Annotated in this window: 18 protein-coding genes; 12 read left to right on the top strand and 6 right to left on the bottom strand. The window is 42.8% G+C overall.

Going from position 1 to position 19,648, the window contains the following annotated elements:
• The first annotated feature begins 41 nt into the window (after window positions 1–41).
• From CGZ90_RS06910 to CGZ90_RS06885, 6 genes are all read left to right on the top strand, one after another.
• On the top strand, window positions 42–1,328 hold the full coding sequence (locus CGZ90_RS06910; RefSeq protein ID WP_094251570.1) for an ABC transporter substrate-binding protein: 1,287 nt from the start codon (window positions 42–44) through the stop codon (window positions 1,326–1,328).
• Window positions 1,329–1,390: 62 nt separating this feature from the next.
• Window positions 1,391–2,323 (top strand): carbohydrate ABC transporter permease, encoded by a 933-nt coding sequence (locus tag CGZ90_RS06905; RefSeq protein ID WP_094251815.1) that lies wholly within the window; start codon window positions 1,391–1,393, stop codon window positions 2,321–2,323.
• A 12-nt stretch (window positions 2,324–2,335) separates the two neighbouring features.
• The gene (locus tag CGZ90_RS06900; RefSeq protein WP_240515362.1) at window positions 2,336–3,169 is read left to right on the top strand and encodes a carbohydrate ABC transporter permease; all 834 of its coding nucleotides are present in this window, start codon (window positions 2,336–2,338) and stop codon (window positions 3,167–3,169) included.
• A gap of 311 nt (window positions 3,170–3,480) precedes the next feature.
• A complete protein-coding gene (locus CGZ90_RS06895) occupies window positions 3,481–4,038 on the top strand; it encodes a DJ-1/PfpI family protein (protein WP_094251569.1) in 558 nt (185 codons plus the stop codon).
• Between the two features lie 240 nt (window positions 4,039–4,278).
• Complete coding sequence (locus CGZ90_RS06890) at window positions 4,279–4,926, top strand: FMN-dependent NADH-azoreductase (protein ID WP_094251568.1); 648 nt, start codon at window positions 4,279–4,281, stop codon at window positions 4,924–4,926.
• 86 nt (window positions 4,927–5,012) lie between these two features.
• Entirely contained in the window at window positions 5,013–5,621 is a 609-nt protein-coding gene (locus CGZ90_RS06885) for a nitroreductase family protein (protein ID WP_094251813.1), read from the top strand.
• 64 nt (window positions 5,622–5,685) lie between these two features.
• Here CGZ90_RS06885 and CGZ90_RS06880 read toward each other — a convergent pair whose 3' ends face one another.
• Window positions 5,686–6,528 carry an STAS domain-containing protein gene (locus CGZ90_RS06880; protein ID WP_094251567.1) on the bottom strand — a complete coding sequence of 281 codons (843 nt, stop codon included), beginning with the start codon at window positions 6,526–6,528 and terminating at the stop codon, window positions 5,686–5,688.
• 204 nt (window positions 6,529–6,732) lie between these two features.
• Between CGZ90_RS06880 and ytzI the strand changes: the two genes are divergently transcribed.
• Together ytzI and CGZ90_RS06870 are read left to right on the top strand one after the other, a co-directional pair.
• Window positions 6,733–6,900 carry a YtzI protein gene (gene ytzI, locus CGZ90_RS06875; RefSeq protein ID WP_094251566.1) on the top strand — a complete coding sequence of 56 codons (168 nt, stop codon included), beginning with the start codon at window positions 6,733–6,735 and terminating at the stop codon, window positions 6,898–6,900.
• A gap of 11 nt (window positions 6,901–6,911) precedes the next feature.
• A complete protein-coding gene (locus CGZ90_RS06870; protein WP_094251565.1) occupies window positions 6,912–7,835 on the top strand; it encodes a DNA-3-methyladenine glycosylase family protein in 924 nt (307 codons plus the stop codon).
• A 37-nt stretch (window positions 7,836–7,872) separates the two neighbouring features.
• On the opposite strand, the gene CGZ90_RS06865 is transcribed toward CGZ90_RS06870, so the two are convergent.
• From CGZ90_RS06865 to CGZ90_RS21275, 5 genes are all read right to left on the bottom strand, one after another.
• Entirely contained in the window at window positions 7,873–8,793 is a 921-nt protein-coding gene (locus CGZ90_RS06865) for an ATP-grasp domain-containing protein (RefSeq protein ID WP_094251564.1), read from the bottom strand.
• A gap of 192 nt (window positions 8,794–8,985) precedes the next feature.
• Window positions 8,986–10,194: a hypothetical protein gene (locus CGZ90_RS06860; RefSeq protein ID WP_094251563.1), complete on the bottom strand. Its 1,209-nt coding sequence runs from the start codon at window positions 10,192–10,194 to the stop codon at window positions 8,986–8,988.
• On the bottom strand, window positions 10,191–11,411 hold the full coding sequence (locus tag CGZ90_RS06855) for a DUF58 domain-containing protein (protein ID WP_094251562.1): 1,221 nt from the start codon (window positions 11,409–11,411) through the stop codon (window positions 10,191–10,193). Before CGZ90_RS06855 ends, CGZ90_RS06860 begins: the two co-directional genes overlap by 4 nt.
• On the bottom strand, window positions 11,411–12,358 hold the full coding sequence (locus CGZ90_RS06850) for an AAA family ATPase (protein ID WP_094251561.1): 948 nt from the start codon (window positions 12,356–12,358) through the stop codon (window positions 11,411–11,413). Before CGZ90_RS06850 ends, CGZ90_RS06855 begins: the two co-directional genes overlap by 1 nt.
• Window positions 12,359–12,482: 124 nt before the next feature.
• Entirely contained in the window at window positions 12,483–13,067 is a 585-nt protein-coding gene (locus CGZ90_RS21275; protein WP_094251812.1) for a peptidoglycan-binding protein, read from the bottom strand.
• Between the two features lie 349 nt (window positions 13,068–13,416).
• On the opposite strand from CGZ90_RS21275, the gene CGZ90_RS06840 reads away from it, so the two are divergent.
• From CGZ90_RS06840 to CGZ90_RS06825, 4 genes are all read left to right on the top strand, one after another.
• Window positions 13,417–14,985: a cation:proton antiporter gene (locus CGZ90_RS06840; RefSeq protein WP_094251560.1), complete on the top strand. Its 1,569-nt coding sequence runs from the start codon at window positions 13,417–13,419 to the stop codon at window positions 14,983–14,985.
• A 99-nt stretch (window positions 14,986–15,084) separates the two neighbouring features.
• Window positions 15,085–15,342, top strand: coding sequence for a phage holin family protein (locus CGZ90_RS06835; RefSeq protein ID WP_094251559.1), 258 nt, complete (start codon window positions 15,085–15,087; stop codon window positions 15,340–15,342).
• 154 nt (window positions 15,343–15,496) lie between these two features.
• On the top strand, window positions 15,497–16,786 hold the full coding sequence (locus CGZ90_RS06830; protein WP_094251558.1) for a hypothetical protein: 1,290 nt from the start codon (window positions 15,497–15,499) through the stop codon (window positions 16,784–16,786).
• Window positions 16,783–19,533, top strand: a complete 2,751-nt coding sequence (locus CGZ90_RS06825) for a DEAD/DEAH box helicase (protein ID WP_094251557.1) — start codon at window positions 16,783–16,785, stop codon at window positions 19,531–19,533. The genes CGZ90_RS06830 and CGZ90_RS06825 overlap by 4 nt, the downstream gene beginning before the upstream one ends.
• Window positions 19,534–19,648: the final 115 nt, after the last annotated feature.

Below are 19,648 nucleotides of genomic sequence, written 5' to 3'. Positions count from 1 at the left end.
GACATTTCATTGAAAACAATAAGCCACCGGGAGGAAAAGGGATGAAAAACAAAAGTATGTTTGCTGCGTTTTGTCTGCTGCTAGTCTTCGCCTTAATCGCCGGATGTTCAAATGATGACACAGGTTCTGGCAGGACGAAGGATGGAGAAGTGCAGCTCGTAATGTGGGCGCATCAGGGCCAGCCAAAAGAAGTGGATTTTTACAAAAAGAGAATTGATGACTTTAATACAGCGTACAAAGGTAAAATTCACGTGAAGCTTAAGATTATACCAAGTGGAGCTGGACATGCCTATGAAGACAAGATAAACGCGGCGGCAACCTCCAACGGTTTGCCAGACGTTTTGGACATGGACGGGCCGTTTGTTGGAAACTATGCGGCGACTGGTTTGCTTGCACCGATTGATTCGTACATTCCTGACAAAGATAAGAAGGATTTTGCAGACTCGATCATACAGCAAGGTACATACGACAAAAAACTTTATGCCCTTGGAGCAATGGAATCTTCTGTTGTTTTGTTTTATAACAAAAAGTTGCTGAAGGAAGCAGGTATTCAGGCACCGGAGAAAATAGATGATGCGTGGGACTGGAATGAGTTTCTCGAAGTCTCCAAAAAACTGACAACCGAAAAAACAAAAGGCCTGACTATGCATATGGATCTTGGAGTAGGAGAATGGTTTACTTACATGGGTTCCGTGTTTGTCTGGTCAAATGGCGGAGATTTACTGAATGAGGATCGAACGAAGGCTGATGGCTATTTGAACGGCAAGGAAAGTGTTGAGGCTCTTGAGTATGTGCAAAAGCTTTTCAAGGAAAAGGTCGTGTCTATGTCCAACGGACCGACTGACTTTGAAGAAGGCCGAGCTGCGATGATGCTCGGTGGTGTCTGGCTTATTCCAGGCTTTGAGGAATATAAGGATCTTGACTGGGGTATCACGTATTTCCCTTATGCGAAAGAAAAGGCGTCTCCTTCTGGCTCTTGGGCATTCGGTGTTTCGAGCCAGTCTAAATTTCCAAAAGAGGCAGCTGAAGTCGTGAAATGGATGAGCAATAAAGACTCAGTGGTGGAAATTTCTAAAATTACAGGAATGCCGCCGGCACGTGCTTCCGCATTTGACGAACTGAAGGAATATGACGAGATGCCGAAAAAGGCGATCAAGGATCAGGTTCTTGAATCGGCAACTGCAAGACCTTCTACACCAGCATATCCAGTATTGACGGCTAAATTCGCCGAAGCTTTTCAGGCAGCTGCGCTTGGACAGGATGTAAAGAAAGCACTGGATAAAGCAACAGAGGATACCGAGCGCGAACTTGAACGATTTAATAAGTAAGAGGAACAGGAGTGCGGACAGCCACTCCTTTTCTCTATTTCTTTCTAAAAGGAGCTGCAGTTATGGAACCTTCACCGATACTTAGGCCAAATAGAAATGAGAAGAAGGTCACAGCTTATTCCAATAAGGGAGTAAGGCAGTTCTGGCTGGGGATGGGATTTGCCGGGCCTGCCGTTGTGCTGCTGTTTGTCTTTTTGATCATGCCAGCTCTTCTCGCGCTTTATTACAGCTTCACTAACTATTATCTTCTCACTCCTCAGCTGAGTGAATTTGTCGGGTTTGAAAACTACCAGCGTCTGGCGGGTGACACGCTGTTTTTGAAATCATTAAAGAACACAGCGATATTTACAGCGATTGTTGTACCGCTTCAAACATTGACGGCTCTCGCGCTAGCGCTGCTTGTTAATCAAAAGCTAAAAGGAATAAAATTTTTCAGGGTTGCCTTTTTCGCGCCGGTCGTTACTTCTATGGTCATCGTATCTATTCTCTGGACCTTTATTTATAACCCAGATACAGGGCTGGCAAATTCTATTCTGAGCATTGTCGGTATCGGCCCTTATCAGTATTTGATGGATAAAGATCAAGCACTGTATTCGATAATCTTCATGAGCGTATGGCAGGGAGCGGGTTACCAGATGATGATCTTCCTTGCCGGACTTCAGGATATTCCAGACCACCAGTATGAAGCGGCTTCTATCGACGGTGCGAACAGCTGGCAGAAGCTGATTCATATTACTATACCTGGAATCCGCAACATCTTGGTATTTATCGCTCTTGTGACGATGATTGCGGCGACTAAGCTGTTCATCCAGCCGTTTGTAATGACCCAGGGCGGACCTCTGGATTCAACGAAAACACTAGTCTATATGGTCTATGAAACGGGCTTTAAATTCCGAGATGTCGGCTATTCGTCTGCTCTGGCCGTATTGTTCTTTATGATCGTGCTCGTGATTTCGGTCGTACAGCGTAAATGGCTGCGCGATACGAGCCAATAGGAGGTGCCTTTATTGAAAAAAACTGTGTGGAAAGATGTCCTGCTTTATATGGTTTTAATTATTCTTGCTTGTCTGTTTTTGTTCCCTTTAGTATGGATGGTGATCTCTTCATTCAAAACAGAGTCGCGAATCTTTATGGATTTAACGTCATTTAACGCCTTCCTGCCAACTGATTTTACTTTCGCAAATTATTCGGCAGTGTTTGAGCGAATCCCATTTTTCAGGTATATCATTACGAGCACTCTTTATGTAAGTGTTATAGTTGTGCTCGGCTTATTCGTTAATTCACTCGCTGCATATGCATTTGCGAGAATGACGTTTAAGGGAAGGGACGTGCTTTTTGCTGCTGTTGTTGCCCTGATCATCATTCCATTTGAGAGCATCCTGCTTCCTCTTTATTTGATCGTCGACGAACTGGACTGGCTGAACACGTATCAAGCACTGATCGTTCCTTTTATTGCAAACGCCTTTAATATTTTCATGTTTCGGCAGTTCTTTTTAAATCTCCCTAAGGAACTTGAAGAATCCGCACGAATGGACGGCGCTTCGACGCTTAGAATTTTTTTTCAGATTGTCATCCCTCTCTCTAAGCCTGTGTTTATTACAGTAGCTTTGCTTACATTTATTACTCATTGGGGAGACTTTATGTGGCCGCTTATCGCAACCACGGATGAGAGTGTACGTCCTCTGCAGGTCGGCATGCAGTTTTTCTTCCACCAGCCGCCCGTAAAATACGGACATATCATGGCTGCACTTACGATGGGAACTATACCGCTTCTGCTGATTTTCTTGTTCTTCCAGAAGTATTATGTGAGAGGAATCGCTTCAGCAGGCATGAAAAACTGATTGTTCTCAATAAAGTTCATTGTTTGTTTTATATGGGGTCCGGTACCATTTCTACTAGGATCGTTCTATGCGCTGAGAAGATAGAAATGGTACCGGACCCCCGTCATGAATTTGGGACATTTCCCTAGTAATGGCGGAATCAAACATGTTCTTTATTGGGAAAATGTTTTGTCTCAATCCTCGCTTATCGGCTGTCATGTATGCCTATTTTCCCAATACACACCAGTCTTTTGTACTGCTACAATTTGATTACGCCTATTTTTTTTAGAAGGCGGAGGAAAATAGTCATTGTTGAAATGGGTGAAAGTTGAATGAAAAAAAGGGTCCTCGTTTACCTATATCCACTGTTTAGGGAAGTGGAAATAACGACAACGCTATCGATTCTTAGCAAGCGGTATGAAGTGCTTCCGTTTTCAATTCTTCCGGGAACTGTTACAAGTGAATGCGGATTGCAAGTACAGCCGCTTCTCAAGCTGAAGAATATCAATCCCCGTGACTACGAAATGCTTGTCATACCAGGGGGAAAACAGGCATTTGTTCAAAATCACCCAAGGCTGCTGCATCTCATTCAGTTGTTTGATAAAGAAGGTATTCGAATCGCGGCGATTGGAAATGGGGCATTGATTCTTGGCCGTGCAGGAGTCCTGCTCAACCGGCAGTTTTCGGCCACTATTTCAGAAGAAGAGATGGATAAATCTGGTTCTTTTATGAATGGGAAAATGCTGAACAAATCGTTTGTTGAAGATCGCAGAATCTTGACTGCTAAAAGTCATGCTTATATTGACTTTGGCCTTATCATCGGTGAACGGCTGCAATGCTTCAGCGGTCTTGATGAGTATAATTTTTATAAAGGAACAAGTTCTTTCTGATTTAAGCCTGCCAGTACCGGCGGGCTTTTTTAGTTTGAACAGCGTAAGAAAAATCAGATCGAAATAAACAGTGTAAAATTCTTTGGAAAACACTAACAATTAAGAGATAAATTATTTTTAGTTAATCGCTTGACAAAAGTAAGTGAGTTTTATATTCTAATATACGAAAGCACTAACTAAAAGAAAGTAAGTGCTGAAAAGTTGGTTATTTACATTTTTTACTAAAGGAGAGAAATACAGATGAAAAAACTGCTTTATATTAATTCAAATCCAAAGGCAATCGATCAATCTTTCGGGCTGCAGCTCGGACGTCACTTCTTAGAAGAACTTCTTGCTCAAAACCCTGGTCTTGAAATCGAAACGATTAATCTATACGACGAGAACATTCCTCTAATTGATGGTGAAGTACTTGATGCATGGGGCAAACTTGCGGCGGGAGAAGAACTATCGGCTTCTCAAAGTGAAAAAGTTACGCGAATGAATGAAATTCTTGAACAGTTCCTTGCTGCTGATACGTATGTATTCGCTACACCAATGTGGAACTTAAGCTATCCTCCAATGCTGAAAGCTTATATCGATAACATCGTGATGGCAGGCAGAACATTTAAGTATACAGAATCAGGTCCTCAAGGATTGCTAGGCGGAAGAACAGCTGTACATGTTCAGTCTAGAGGCGGTGTTTATTCAGAAGGTCCCGCACAAGCGTTCGAATTTACGAACAGCTATCTGCAAGGTGTGATGGGCTTTATCGGGATTACTGATTATCATCATGTATTCGTAGAGGGTATCGCGGCAGCTCCGGATCGTGCGGAAGAGATTCTTGCCTCTGCAAAAGAAAAAGCTTCTGAACTGGCTGGCCAGCTTACGAACGTAAACCAAAACGTTTAAACATAACATGACGAACATAGCGGAATAATAAAAAAAGATGCCAAATGAACGGCATCTTTTTTTCTACAGCAAAAGGGGAGAACGTAATGAATGAAGCGATAAAAGTAATGAGCGAACGGGCATCTGTGCGCAATTATGAAAAAGGAAGACAACTTCCTGATGAAACACTGCAACAGATCCTAGAACTTGCTGGAAAGGCTCCATCCGCTTGGAACCTGCAGCACTGGCGTTTTATTGTAATAAAAACTGAAGAGCAAAAAGAGAAAATTTTCCCGATTGCCTATAATCAGCAGCAAGTACTGGATGCTTCTGCTGTCATTCTCGTTATCGGTGATGCAGAAGCTGATAAATCAGCTGCAGAAGTATTTGCTGGTGTACCTGCAGAAGCTCGCGACACTCTATTGTCTAACATTTACGGTGCTTATAAGAGAGGCCGCGATTTCGGTGAGAGGGAAGCATTGAAAAACGCATCACTTGGCGCAATGCAGCTGATGCTTGCTGCTAAAGCACTAGGAGTGGATTCTTGTCCGATGTCAGGTTTTGACCATGAGCGGATTACTGGTGTATTGGACATTCCGGATCGATTCATTCCAGTCATGATGATCACACTTGGGTATGCTGCAGCACCAATAGAACAACACGGGCGTTTTGCGATTGAAACCCTTGTAATGAAAGAAAAATTTGAAGAAAAATAAAAAAGGCCAGTGTTCACTGGCCCTTAATCCGGCAGACTTTTTATCTGCCGGTTTTTTTTATAAGTTAAACTTTCAGCAAATCAAGATCGAGCAGTGCCTTGCTTAAAGAAGATTTTACAACTATCCGCTTAAAGTCAAGGTTTAAAGTTGTTGCTGTCATTGCAATTTCTGGCCGGATACCAGTCAATATAGCTTCAATCCCAAGCAGTTGAAGTGTCTCAATCACTTTAAAAATATGGTGTGCAACCATCGTATCGATGTAATTGACTCCGGAAAGGTCGATGATCAATGCAGACAGCTGTAATTCTTTACTGCGGTTAAGCGCGACTTCCATAATGTAATTGGCACGGTGTGTATCGATCTCGCCGATAAGAGGAAGTACCCCGACACCTTTGGAAAGAGGGACAACCGGAACAGAGAGTTCCTGCAGACTGTCATTGAACTTTCTCATCATATCCTTATGGTTTTTAACGTAAGCAGCACTGAAACCATGGACTGCTTGATCAAGCAGCGGATCGATTCTCGATGCTACAAGCAAAAGGCTGTCTATCGGCATCTGCAATAATTTTGCTTTTTCTCCTACAAAAGTCCAAATGCCGTTTCGGAAATTCGGCGTTCCTTTTATCGCATCATCCAAATCTGCGCCCATTTTCACAGCCAAGTTGCCAAGGCTCTCTCCATAAGCTCTCATCTTAGATGCGGAAGATTCCAAGTCATCATCAAGCATTAAGTCTGCGATCTGGTTCAAGAATGAAATCGTATAAGCCAAGCCCATCTCTCTCTGTTCTGGACTGATTGGCTCGCTATGATTAGCTTCACCTTGTTTTTGAAGATAAATAGCAATATCTTGAACGTTTTCTTTTAAATATTGACTGATGATTATTACATCTTCACTTACAGTAAGCACTTCAAAAGCCCCCTTGGTATATTTTTACTACATAAATAACAAGAATCCTTTTCCCGCTATTCTCGACAAATAAACCTATATTTTTGAAGAAATTTAATTTTTTTGGCTACTCAACCATTATGATGTAAAAATGAGAATTTGTGAATGCTGTAAATTTTGCTATGTTAAAATGTGTGTATATATGATTTGGAAAGGATTTTATAAATGAGTACTCTTATGATTTCACTGATTATTTCCTTTGTCATCATTATTTTTATACTTATCATCTTTGTAGCTGCCATTTCAAAAGGCTATTCTTATAAGCATACAGTAGACCGTTTGGAAGATAATCCTCATATTAACAAAGAAATAAAACCTGAAAATAAAGAATAGGGAGGCAGTTCATGAAGCTCACCATTACACCTCAAATGCCGTTTAATTTTAAAAAAATGATGAACAGGCTGATCGGTGCGCAAAAAACGCAGCTTGTTCATATTTCAGATGATTTATTGTGTTATGAACGGATCGTCCGTTTTAATGAAGCTGTTTTTTATTTAAAAGTGAGCTGTAAGGACAAAGTCAGCAAACAGCAGTTAATATGCGATATCCAAGTGCTGCGGGGCGATCTTGCTCCAGAAGAGGCAGAGCAGGCAGTGTACCGTATATTTTCGCTGAATGTAAATTTAGAGGAGTTCTATGAAGCTGCTGGCAAGGACAAGCGTCTAGATGCATTATGCCGGCAGTTCAACGGGCTGAGGCTTGTAACGGATACAGACCTTTTCGAATCTATCGTAAAGATTATTATCGGACAGCAGGTGAATTTGACTTTTGCGGGAACTCTGATTAACAGGCTGACAGAGCTTGCGGGAAAAACAATCCAAATCGAGGGGAGAGAGCTTCAAATTTTTCCGGAGGTTTCTGAAATCGCAGCTCTAGATTATTCACAGTTAAGAGAGCTTCAATTCAGCCAGCGAAAAGCGGAATATATTATTGATCTGGCACGATTAATAGCAGATGGAACTGTAAAGCTGGACGATCTGTGGGAAAAGACCGATGAAGAAATCATTCAAACTCTCCTTCCATTGCGTGGCATAGGCAGATGGACAATTGAGTGCCTCCTCATTTTTGGAATGGGCCGGCCAGATGTATTGCCTGCAGCAGATATTGGGTTACGAAACGGAATAAAAAAGACGTGGGAACTCGACAGCCAGCCTTCAGAGGAAGAAGTGCGAGAGCTGGCTAAACACTGGTTACCATGGCGTACGTATGTGACATATTACTTATGGGAAAGCCTTGCGAAAGAACCTGCAGTCCCTCAAAATCCATAAAACAAAGCAGCAGCCGTTCGTGGCTGCTGCTTTGTCGTTAGTTAAGCTCTTTGGCAAGGAAACGGGCGATTTCAAGCATGCCGAACGTTCCTGCCGCATCTTCGGCATCAGGGTTGTAGTTTGTGTTCGTGTTCACATCATATGTGTAAGCATTTCCGTCTCTATCCTCTATCATCTCAATACCGGCGAAAGTGATGCCGTTAGCTTGCAAAAACTGTTCATATTTCGGGAGAAGAGGATGATTAAAATCTTTTATAATCTGAAATTTTGGAGACGGATCTTCTCCAACAGGACAGAAGGTATCCCCAATTTGGCAGGCATCAGCCGGACAAAGCTCAAATCCTTCCGAAGTGTCTACCTTTACAGCGTATAAAAATTTCCCCCCGATAAATTCACACCGGATGATATAAGGTTCAGCAGATTGAATGTAATCTTGAATCAGTGTGATGCCATCAACAGAGTCCTCAAATTGAGGGCTGTTCAAATAAGAAGATAACGCTTCTTGCTGCTGAAAAAGCTGAACACCTAGACCTTTGCCTGCACGGTTATGCTTTGTGATAAATGCCCCTTGAAACGCTTTTGATGCAGCAAGGATGTCTTCTTTTCCTACTGCCGCTGCTGTGCGCGGAACGGGAATATTGAATGCTTTAAGCGCGGAATATTGGGTTACTTTACTTAACTCCAGCTGCAGTGCCCTCGAATTGTTGAATACTTTACGGCCCCAGCTCTCAAGCCAAGCAAGGACAGCACCTGTATATTCAGGAGCAAATCGATGTCCACGAGTGTGTGATGAAGCACTCATCCGGTTATAAAATATACCATCAGGCGGTTCTTCAGAAAGATTAATATTTCCACTGCTCAAATGCCATTCTTCATAAGGAACGCCAATCTCTTCAAATCGCTGAAACAGCGGAATTGTCCATTCACTGTTTTCATGGATAACATACACCTTTTTCATAATCATATTACCTCCGCAAATCCAACTTAACTGATAGTCTTAGTGTATAATAACCCCCGCTTATAAACAAATAAGCGAGTTGGGGGTACGGTACCTTATTGTTCACTCCCGCGTTGCACGCCGGTCCAACTTAAATAGTACCGTACCCCATCATGAAAAAACAGCCTCCAAGTGAAGGCTGCAAGTCGATTGCTATGCATTTTGGCTGCGGTCTTTTTTTAGCTTTTCACGAATAATCTTAAGCGAATGTTTGAACTTTTTTCTTTCATCGTCGGTTTCGAGGGTTTCACCGTATCGGACTTTTTCGTAAATATCTTGAATAATACCGGCTTCGCTGGTGTTCAGCTTCAGCCTGTCAAACCATTGATTGATCGATTCACCGGGATACCGGCTTTGTCCGTTTTTGTGCATCTCTTTTTCTAGCATAGCCATTTGCTTACGAATAATATTTTCTGATTGAAACCATCTTCTTTTCTTATCAGTTATGTTATAAGAAGCTTGATAAGAAGATGCTGCGGCATTAATAGGACGTGAGGAGGCAGCCTGCCAGTTCATTTTCTTCTTATAAAGAATGAACAGCGCAATGCAAAGCAAAGCTGCTGCTATAGTCCATGCGAGCCACTCAAGATCTGCAAATCCATCAGAAAGATTAAGTTTTTGCAGTTTCTCGTCCGGTTTTTTCTGATCATCCATTTTATTCTGCATCTCTTCGAGCCCTAATAGCCAGTCTTCAGGCAAAGGCAAAATGGAAACCAGCTTGTAAAGAGGCATGATGACGAGAAAATTCAAAGCGTGAAATATGGCTGTGAGCGCTCCGGTAAAGATCAGTTTAAAGGCCGCGACAAGACTTCCTGCAACAGCAGCAGCACCTATGATGATTCCGGCAAGCTTCAGTTCTTTTGAAGCAAATGTTCTTCCCGAAGAGCCCCATTGATTTGACAGCTTCAGCAGTAAAAGCAAAAAGGCCTGAAAACAGCCAGCAGCAAGGAGTACAGAGGCGCGTTCCTCACTGTATACAAAAGATAAAATCAGTACAGCAATTAAAGTCATGATAAATATGATTTCGGCATCGCTTTTAATCGGCTCAATCCAATTAACTGAACAGCGCCATACGAGGGCAATTCCAAGTATGACTGCAGCCAGCGGCGGGATCTCTGCGCCAAAATGGAACAATAGAAGAGACAAAGGCATAAAGAGAAACAGAATCCACCCTGAAGGTCTGTCTGTACGCAAAAAAAGCAGAAGCGGCAGGGAAACAGCAGCTAGGTAAACGAGTGTAAATGTAACAGAAAATGAAACGGTGCTTACTCCCCCTAGAAGAACAGCAGCGATAAAAAATGTCATACTTTCAAATATCATGTTAGTGAGATAAAAGAGGGTCCTCTTACTTTTGCCGATCATGACGATGCCCTCCTGTCGTAGTAAAGCGGCTGCAGGTATGCACCGGAATCAGTATGATGAATTTTCTGAAGCTGTGCGCCTCTTTTCTTCCAGCGCTGAATATACAGTAAGCAACCTGTGTCATCAGGCTGCATTCCTCCAAAGATAATAAAAGGCTTTACAGTTAAAAGAGCAGCGTCAGCTTTCGCGAGTAAAACATCCTGCTTTACCGTCATGCTTGCAATATCAATGCGTGCAAGTGATTCTAGCACTTTTACAAGATGCTCTTTGCCGTCACCCGGTTCCATGTGGATAAGCTGTGAAGGGCCAGGCACCCGAATATTAATGAAAAGTTCAAAAGGGATTTTTTTTAATGCGGCAAATTGGCACATGTACGCCAAAAAACTGATTTCCTTTTCTAAATCCTCTGTACTCATAAAGTGATTTGTCTTATCAGTTGGCAATGTGAAGATGAACGTCCATCGGAAGAGTGTCGTCTTCTCAAAGATCTTTGTCTGCAGATCGCCGGTTCGGGCTGTTGCCTTCCAGTGAATCCTTCCAAATGAATCACCTGGTTCATATTCACGGACGCCTGAAGGAAACGTAACGTCTTCATAAAGCGAGTGAGGATAACGGTGGTCGCCCAGTCCTGATTGCTGAAGTTTTTCTAAGCCAATAACGTGAAGAGGCTCAGGGTAAACAACAATTTCAGTGTGAAAAGTCTTGTCATACTGCAAATATTGTATTCCAAAAGAAAACATGTCACGAACTTGAACGTTCATATTGCTTATGCGCGTCACACCCCGCCGCAATCCTTCAATTTGAAAAAGGTGGCGCTGCTGCTGTCCGCCGCCTATAAAGAATGACCGGTCTAGCAATTTCAGCTTTTTTTCACCAAGCGAGACCTCTTCAACCTCAACATCTCTCACAATATCTTTATAAGCAAACGACAAGCACCCTTTTATTGACGGCCAGCGTCCGTTGTATCCGATTTCGATGGTAATGTTTTCTATGTCTCCGGGAAAAAGACGGTAAACCCGTTTTTCGTTAACAATATATAGACCGTTGTGAGCTGATTTAAAGAAGTTAACAGTAGCCCAATAAAGCATCACAATAAGGACACCTATGAAAAATAGAAGTGCTCTTCCTTTAAACATGCCGATCAATATTAGAAATGGCGGAAATAAGAGCAGCAACTGAAAAATTTTGGTTAAAGAAGATTGTTCACGCCACAGCATTATAGTCCAGCTCCTGACTCTACTGGCACCTCGACCTTCTCAAGAATTTCCTGCAATACTTGGTTCTTTGTTTTCCGCATTGCTCCCTCCATAGAAAGAACGATTCTGTGAGAGAGTACATAGCCGGCTACACGCTGAACATCATCAGGTGTGGCAAACAGTCTTCCGCTAATATAAGCAGCCGCTTGAACGGCACGCATAAATGCCAATGTACCTCGCGGACTGGCACCCGTCTCAATGTATTCATGGCTTCTAGTCAGATGAACGATAGACAAAAGATAGTCCTCAACATCACTTGCAATCCTGACCGATTTAACTTCCTGCTGCATGTGCAGCAGTTCATCAATTGTGAAAACAGGAGCTAATGATTCAAGCGGTTCTTCATCACGATATATTTGCAAAATCCTTTTTTCTTCCTCAAAAGTTGGATAACCTGAAGGTACTTTCATGAAAAAACGGTCAAGCTGAGCTTCAGGAAGCGGGAATGTACCTTGAGATTCAATAGGGTTCTGTGTGGCGATAACCAAGAACGGAGAGGGAAGCTTGAGCGTTTCTCCATCGATTGTCACTTGCCGCTCTTCCATTACTTCAAGCAGGCTGGACTGCGTTCTTGGTGTCGCACGGTTAACCTCATCGGCCAACAGTATGTTCGTCATAACAGGACCAGGTTTCATAATGAATTCCTGCTCTTTTGGATGAAAAAACTGGATGCCTGTGACATCGCCTGGAAGGATATCGGGTGTGAACTGAATCCTTTTGAAAGTACCGCTTATTGATTTAGCGAGGCTTTTGGCAAGTGCAGTTTTTCCAGTACCGGGCACATCCTCAAGCAGCAGGTGGCCTTTACTTACTAAAGCAATCATCGCAAGCTCAGCAAGGTTCTCTTTGCCAATCAGCACTTTTCCAATATTCTTTTTTAACGCTGCAACCTTTTCAGCAATTTCCATAATATCCCCCTTAAATCTGTCTATCTATCATTTCTTGTTAAAGGAAGAAAATCCCTGTCGAATAACATACTTTTTTAGCGCAAAAAAAGAGATGGCTTGTAAGCCATCTCTCCAATTAAGTATATTAATTGATTACTGTTATTTGAACCGTTCTTCTGCCATAGTTCACAGCATCGTCATGGTCTTTCTTATAAACATCAATTTCGTTTCCGTTAATGCCTCCGCCTGTGTCACCGGCAACAGCATAGCCATAGCCTTCAACATATACTACGCTGTTTAGCGGAATAACATCTGGATCAACAGCAATTACTTTAGCATAAGGGATTTCTTTTAAGTTCGTTCCGTTAGCTGTCGTCCCGCTGCAGCCTTCACAGTCAGCCGTATATGCTGTGGCTTCTACTGTAAGAGAGCGTTTTTGGAAGCTGCTGTTTTTTAGAGCAGAGAATGTCTGCGGTCCAGCAATACCATCAACTTTTATTCCTTTTGCACGCTGAAATTTCGTTACAGCATCCTTTGTTACCGAACCGTAGTATCCTGTTGTTGCTTTATAGTCGAAGTATCCTAATGCTTTTAATTTAGCCTGAAGTTCGTAGACATCAGAGTCCCAAGTTCCTTGGCGTAGAGTTTCGTCTCCCATTGCTGCTTGTCCGATTACTGGCGAGAACATCATAGCGCCTGCCATAACACCTGCTGCGACGATTTTCTTCATCAAAATAAATTCCCCCTATTTCTTTATTAGGCAAAATTGCCTCATGGGAAAATTATATCGGGATAATGTGACAGGAGGGTTAGAGCGATATAACAAATTCATAACGAAAAATAGGATAAGATGCCTATACATGGAAAAAGACAGACTTTTCAGAATCGCAATAACGAATAATGGCGAAAAACTATCGACAAATTTCCCGGGGAATAGACAGTAATGATGCCGGAATATTTCCAATGATTAAAAAGGGTTTTAGTATTTGTTAGACAATTTATGTTTAGGAGGAAGACAATCTATCGTTTGATTTGATAGATACACGGTAAAGATAGAATAAAAGGGAGTGTGGAGTAAAATGCACCATTCATTTAATGTAGCGCTGATGCTGTTAGCTATAGCCGTAGGTGTGACGGCTCTGGCGAAAAAAACAAACCGTCCTTATCCAATCGCGCTAGTTATTGTCGGTGCGGTAATTGGCCTCGTACCAATTAGCGGGCTTGAAGGCATAACGGAGTTCATAGCCGAAGGGGAAATCTTTCAATTTATTATTATTTCGTTGCTGCTGCCTGTCCTTTTAGGAGAAGCCAGCTTGAAGCTTCCATTTTCTCATCTTAAACATAACGCGGTCCCTGTATTCGTGCTTGCTTTAGCTGGAACGCTGTGCACGTTCTTTCTCGTTGCTGCCGGCATGAACATAGGGCTGGGGCTGAGCTTGCAGACAGCTTTTGTATTCGCAGCTTTGATGAGCGCCACAGATCCCGTCTCTGTACTAAGCATTTTCAAGACATTAGGGGTCAACAAAAAATTGTCGACGATCATTGAAGGAGAAAGTCTTTTCAATGACGGGATTGCGGTTGTGCTATTTATGATCAGCTCAGTGTATTTGACAGAATTCCTGCAGGAAGGGCCAGCTGGTATCGTCTCATCTATACTAGTGTTCGTTAAAGTGGCTGCGGGAGGACTTCTAGTAGGCGGAGCACTAGGATACATATTTTCAAAGCTTACTTCATGGTACGATGATTATCCGTTGGAAATATTATTCTCGCTGGTCTTGTTTTACGGCAGTTTTTCTATAGCGGAAGCTTTTCATGTATCAGGAGTTATTGCTGTCGTCACGGCTGGTATCATATTCGGAAATTATGGTGCAAAAATAGGTATGAGCCCGACTACAAAAGTTAATATTCATTCATTTTGGGATGTGCTGGCACTACTTGCAAACAGTGTTGTCTTTTTCTTGGTAGGGCTTGAAATTGCTTACATTGATATCGCGAATAAATGGGGACTTATTGCAGGAAGCATTGTTATCGTTCTTTTATCCCGTGCAACTGCTGTATACGGAACATTGCTGCCGGTGAAAGGGATTCCGATGCACTGGAAGCATGTATTGAACTGGGGCGGGTTAAAAGGTTCCCTTTCAATTGCGCTGGCGCTTAGTCTTCCAGCTGATTTCAGCGGACGGGAAGACTTGATCGTGCTTTCTTTCAGTGTCGTCTTTTTCAGCCTGCTCGTTCAGGGAACAACCATTTCCCTTTTAATCGAAAAACTGAAGTTGAAAGGCGCTGGTGCAGAAAAGAAGGAGTATGACCTTATCCTGAGCAGAATTCACCGTTACCGGTCAGCTTTAAAAAGATTGGGAGACATTGAAAAGGATTTAGTTATTTCACCTGTGGTTCATTCAAGCATGCAATCACTTTATGAACAGAAAGTTTCAGAGGCAAAGTCTGAACTGGAGAATAAATATAAAGAGCACCCAGAGTGGAGGAAGGAACAAGAGAGGTTAGCAGGCATTGAGGCGCTCTACGCTGAGTATGCAGCAGTTGAACGGCTGCTGCGAAAAGAAATGATTCCAGGTGACCTGGCAGAAGAAGAACTGGAAAAGATTTTAGATAAGATTGAGGGAATGAATGATGAGAAGCACGATTAAAAATTTTTTATAATAGTAAAAAATTTGTACTACCCCTGCTGCTACCTATACCATCTCTATGAAACGAGCATATAGTAGCTAGTAGGGGAGGTATGATAAATGGAAGGGTTTTCTCTTTTTGTTCAGTTTTTAGACGGAGAATATGCGTTTATGCTGCCGGTATTATTTTTACTTGGCTTGCGCCTTCATTCAACACCGCAAGTTCCGCAATGGTCTATTTTTTGGATATTGATGATAATCAGCATGATGATTGCCTTCTGGAAATTCGGCTTTCATGTCATGGCCTTTACAAACGGAATCCTGGCTGCCGGCATATCATTCTATGGACTTATCTTATATACGAAAACAAATAAATAACGGCGGATGCCGTTTTTTTGTTTGTATAAGAACACGCAGAGCTATTGATTTTCTTTAATCTTCTTTTCCGTGGAATAAAACCCTCAAAGATGAATGATATAGCGCCTCTTTGCTATAATGGTTAATAGTGCAAAAAATGGGAAGGAGGCTGGCCGTGAAGAAGATATATGAAAACGAAGAAGAACTAAACCGTCTCGTTCAGAATACATCATCACTTAAAAGCTGGAAGGAATTTTTTAATCAAAAATTCGATCAGTTTGAAAGAAGAAAACTGCAAAATATCTCCTTCAGGGATCTGGCCGAAGGAAACGAGAAAAATTACAGCTTCGTTCATATCCATAAAGAATATTATCCATCTCTCTTAAACGCTGGCCAGTTTTTTGATGAGAATTTGAGCGGCCTCTACCGTTTTCACGCGCAAATAGAGACATTGATCAAGCTAATTAAATTTGAACAGTCCTATGGCGTGCCCCCATTCTTAGAGGCTACTTACGAGATGACCATTGACCGTCTCGCAGAAAGCATCTATGCGACGATAAAAAAAATTGATGTTTCGGAGCTGCATGCCCAGCATATTGATTTGACAGAAGACAGTCTGCGTCATTTTCAGCAGATTTTCGAACTTCCTCAACGCTGGAGCGGCTTGTTATTTTATTTATTCCAGATTGGCTGGTCAACGCTCTATCGCCATTCAGCCTGGATTGAAAAATACGAAGAGCAGCTTAAAGAAGAAAAAGAAAATAAACAGTCTTCACTAATGCTCGAGCTTGCCCTCGTTCATTTCGCTTTTTTGAGGAAAGACGATAATGAAGCGTTCCAAAAGCTCAGTGAAATTGGCAGCAAAGCAGGAAGCGAATGTTTGTCTACATGGCTGTCTCTCCTTCTCGATAGGCAGGAATGGGACAGAATGCTTGATTGGCTTCTTTATCTTCAGCCTGTTCTGCATTCTCATATGAAAGACTATTATTACAACAGTGAGTCAAGGGAATTCTTCCATGATTACCTTCATTATTTTTGGAAATATGCTCAAAACACCGGTAATGAAGACGAATACGAGACGATGCTTGCCGATTTTCTTCCAATAACTTTTTACGAATACAGTGAATTTCTCATGGTGCTTGGAGAAGTGGAGCGATGGGCCGAGCTGCAAATCGTGATGGGGTATTCTCCAGATATTATACAGAGAAAAGATTTAAAAGAAGCGAAAGAGCTGGATTCCAAAACCTTGCTTCCTATCTATCATCAGTCGATCGATAAGCTGATAAATGACAGGACCCGCAAGTCGTATCAGACGGCGATCAAGTATTTGAAGGAACTTCGTTCGCTCTATGCATCACAGGGGAACGAAGAGAGGTTTAGAGAATATATTGAAATGCTTTCGGCTGAATACAGCCGCTTAAGAGCTTTTATAGAAGAATTAAAGAAAGGAAAGTTTATCTCATGATTGATGTTAACGAGCTTATTCTGCATACCGAATGGAAGCCTCCGCATGTTGTGCTGTGGGCAGAGCGGAATGGCTCCGTTATCCATGTGAACGACTGGAAGCCGCTCTTTTTCGCATGGCATGAGTCAACGTTTTACGGAACCTTCCTTCAGACCGACAGTGCTCAGAGAATTTATTTAAAGCCGTTTCAGGCTTGGGAGCTGTTTTTGACATTTCCACCAAGCTATTTTCAGCTTCAGCAGTTTACACCGGGAACAGCTGAGATGGCAGAGATGGTAAAAGAAACTGAAAAAGCGTATGTTTCCGGTCAGCTTAAGCCGGATTTTTCGGCATGGAAATCTGGGCAATATGGCTGGGTGATGAATGAAGAACCCGTTCGCGCACCTTGGCTGAACGCAGCGTTGAACGAAGTGATGAAAAACGATGAGAATAAAACGGAGTTCGCAGATCGTTATTATTCTGAAAGAAATGCAGCTGGCCTTGAACGAGCGTTCAGTGCGCTGAATGAAGAAAGGTGGCTGCAAAAGATTGGCTGGGAGAATGATCCGTCGCCTTTCCGGCTTCAGTTTATTCTTGAAGAGCCTGACAACGATAGCGAGAAAGAATGGACGCTCCTTCTTTATTTAATTGAAAAAGAGGAGGGAATGAGGCTAGCCTATAATGGAACCTCTACATTGCTTCCGGAAGAATGGAAAGAGCACAAAGATAAAATTACGGAGGAAATAGCTCTCACAAAAGAACTGATTCCTTGGATGAAAAAAGGCCGTGAACTAAAGGAAAGACTGTCTGAAAAAGAAGCATATGATTTTCTTTCTGTCAGAAGCGAGCAGCTCCGGCATCTTGGGATCGATTCGGTCTTGCCAGCATGGTGGAATACGGTAAAGCAATATCAGCCGAAAGTGAAAGCTAGAATAAAAGCATCACAGTCACCAGGCTCTCCAGTTTCTTTCGTAGGCATCAATGCCCTCATGCAGTTCGACTGGCGCCTTGCACTTGGCGATGCTGACCTGACAGAGGAAGAATTCCGCAGTCTAATGAGCGACAGCCAGTCTCCGCTCGTTCGGATTCAGGGTGACTGGTATCAAGTGGATCAGGAATGGATGAAACGCGTTCGGCAGCTGATGAAGGAAGTGGATAAGAACGGTCTGCAGCTTAAAGAAGCATTAGAACAGCATCTGCTTTCACAAGACGGCATGGATGGCGAAGAACTTCCGTATACGGTAGAGTGGGATGAATCATTGTCTGGAGTGGTCGGACAGCTGACTGAAACATCTGAGATTCCGGTCCTTCCAGCATCCTCAAAGCTCAATGGCGAGTTAAGGGACTATCAGAAAATGGGCAGTTCATGGATGTACTTTCTACGGAGGTTTGGACTTGGAGCATGCCTGGCAGATGATATGGGACTAGGCAAGACCGTTCAAACAATCGATTATCTTTTAAAAGTGAAAGAGGATAAGGGATTAGTTTCTCCTGCCTTGCTCATCTGTCCGACTTCAGTTATGGGGAACTGGCAAAAGGAGCTGGCGCATTTTGCACCTGATTTAAAGGTTGGACTCCATTATGGAGGCACACGGAAAAAAGGTTCAGATCTAGCCGAAAACATCTTGAAATATGACGTGCTTATCACATCGTACACCACTGCTCAGCTCGATGAATTAGAGTTGAGCGCGTATGAATGGAGCGCGATCATATTAGACGAGGCGCAAAATATAAAGAACAGCTATACGAAGCAGTCGAGAAGCATCCGGCGTCTAAAAGGGCAGCATAAGATTGCCCTTACAGGGACACCTGTAGAAAACAGACTGCTGGAGCTTTGGGCAATCTTTAATTTTCTCAACCCTGGGTATCTAGGGAGTGAGATATCGTTTCAGAGAAGATTCGTCCAGCCGGTCGAAAGAGGCAGTGATGGAGAGAAGCTCATTCAGCTCCGCCGTCTCGTTCAGCCATTTTTGCTGAGGCGCACGAAAAAGGACCCTGCTGTTCAGCTCAATCTGCCGGAAAAACAGGAAATCAAAGAATATTGTCCGCTATCTTCTGAACAGGCATCATTGTACGAACGCACAGTTCAGGAAACGTTTGAGCAGCTGGAGAAAGCGGCTGGCATGAAGCGGCGCGGTCTTCTTCTTGCGATGATCGGCAAACTGAAGCAAATCTGCGATCACCCTGCACTGTATGGAAAAGAAATGAAGCCAGGCAAGCTTGAAGAGCGGTCGGTGAAGTTTGCCAAGATGGCTGAGCTTGTGGAGCAGATTTTAGAAAAAGAAGAGAAATGCCTTATTTTCACTCAGTTCATTTATATGGGAGAGGCTATCAAACACCATCTTGAGAAAAAGTATGGCAAGCCTGTCCTATTCCTCCATGGAAGCCTGCCGAAGAAAAAGCGGGATGAAATGATCGAGCAATTTCAGGAAAATGATAAAGAGTCCATCTTCGTCCTATCGCTTAAAGCAGGCGGCACAGGCCTGAACCTGACAGAGGCCAACCATGTGATCCATTATGACCGCTGGTGGAATCCCGCTGTCGAAAACCAGGCAACTGACCGTGCGCACCGAATCGGACAGAACAAATTTGTGACGGTTCATAAAATGATCACGCTTGGCACGCTTGAAGAAAAGATCGATGAGATGCTTGAAAGCAAAAAAGAGCTCAGCGAAAAAGTGATACAAAGCGAAAACTGGATCACCGAGCTTTCAACCGAAGAACTGAAAGACATCCTCACCCTCCGAAACGAGTGGATCGAGGCTTAAGTGAGAAGCAATAACATTTGAACATATGGGGTACGGTACCATTCCTTTTGAAGCATCGCTAATGCTGGCGATGACATGAATGGTACCGTACCCCAATTCTTTTAATTATTAGACT

Source organism: Fictibacillus aquaticus (assembly GCF_002245695.1).
In the GTDB taxonomy this organism is placed as follows: Bacteria; Bacillota; Bacilli; order Bacillales; family Fictibacillaceae; genus Fictibacillus; species Fictibacillus aquaticus.
This window is presented reverse-complemented; position numbering and strand designations above follow the sequence as displayed.

What these genes read in the sequence shown, in the direction of transcription:
- CGZ90_RS06885 (WP_094251813.1), top strand. Translation starts at nt 5,013, where the DNA reads ATGAATGAAGCGATAAAAGTAATGAGCGAACGGGCATCTGTGCGCAAT.
- CGZ90_RS06835 (WP_094251559.1), top strand. Translation starts at nt 15,085, where the DNA reads ATGGAAGGGTTTTCTCTTTTTGTTCAGTTTTTAGACGGAGAATATGCG.
- CGZ90_RS21275 (WP_094251812.1), bottom strand. Translation starts at nt 13,067, where the DNA reads ATGAAGAAAATCGTCGCAGCAGGTGTTATGGCAGGCGCTATGATGTTC.
- CGZ90_RS06905 (WP_094251815.1), top strand. Translation starts at nt 1,391, where the DNA reads ATGGAACCTTCACCGATACTTAGGCCAAATAGAAATGAGAAGAAGGTC.
- CGZ90_RS06825 (WP_094251557.1), top strand. Translation starts at nt 16,783, where the DNA reads ATGATTGATGTTAACGAGCTTATTCTGCATACCGAATGGAAGCCTCCG.
- CGZ90_RS06840 (WP_094251560.1), top strand. Translation starts at nt 13,417, where the DNA reads ATGCACCATTCATTTAATGTAGCGCTGATGCTGTTAGCTATAGCCGTA.
- CGZ90_RS06855 (WP_094251562.1), bottom strand. Translation starts at nt 11,411, where the DNA reads ATGCTGTGGCGTGAACAATCTTCTTTAACCAAAATTTTTCAGTTGCTG.
- CGZ90_RS06860 (WP_094251563.1), bottom strand. Translation starts at nt 10,194, where the DNA reads ATGATCGGCAAAAGTAAGAGGACCCTCTTTTATCTCACTAACATGATA.
- CGZ90_RS06890 (WP_094251568.1), top strand. Translation starts at nt 4,279, where the DNA reads ATGAAAAAACTGCTTTATATTAATTCAAATCCAAAGGCAATCGATCAA.
- CGZ90_RS06850 (WP_094251561.1), bottom strand. Translation starts at nt 12,358, where the DNA reads ATGGAAATTGCTGAAAAGGTTGCAGCGTTAAAAAAGAATATTGGAAAA.
- CGZ90_RS06910 (WP_094251570.1), top strand. Translation starts at nt 42, where the DNA reads ATGAAAAACAAAAGTATGTTTGCTGCGTTTTGTCTGCTGCTAGTCTTC.
- CGZ90_RS06895 (WP_094251569.1), top strand. Translation starts at nt 3,481, where the DNA reads ATGAAAAAAAGGGTCCTCGTTTACCTATATCCACTGTTTAGGGAAGTG.
- CGZ90_RS06870 (WP_094251565.1), top strand. Translation starts at nt 6,912, where the DNA reads ATGAAGCTCACCATTACACCTCAAATGCCGTTTAATTTTAAAAAAATG.
- ytzI (WP_094251566.1), top strand. Translation starts at nt 6,733, where the DNA reads ATGAGTACTCTTATGATTTCACTGATTATTTCCTTTGTCATCATTATT.
- CGZ90_RS06865 (WP_094251564.1), bottom strand. Translation starts at nt 8,793, where the DNA reads ATGAAAAAGGTGTATGTTATCCATGAAAACAGTGAATGGACAATTCCG.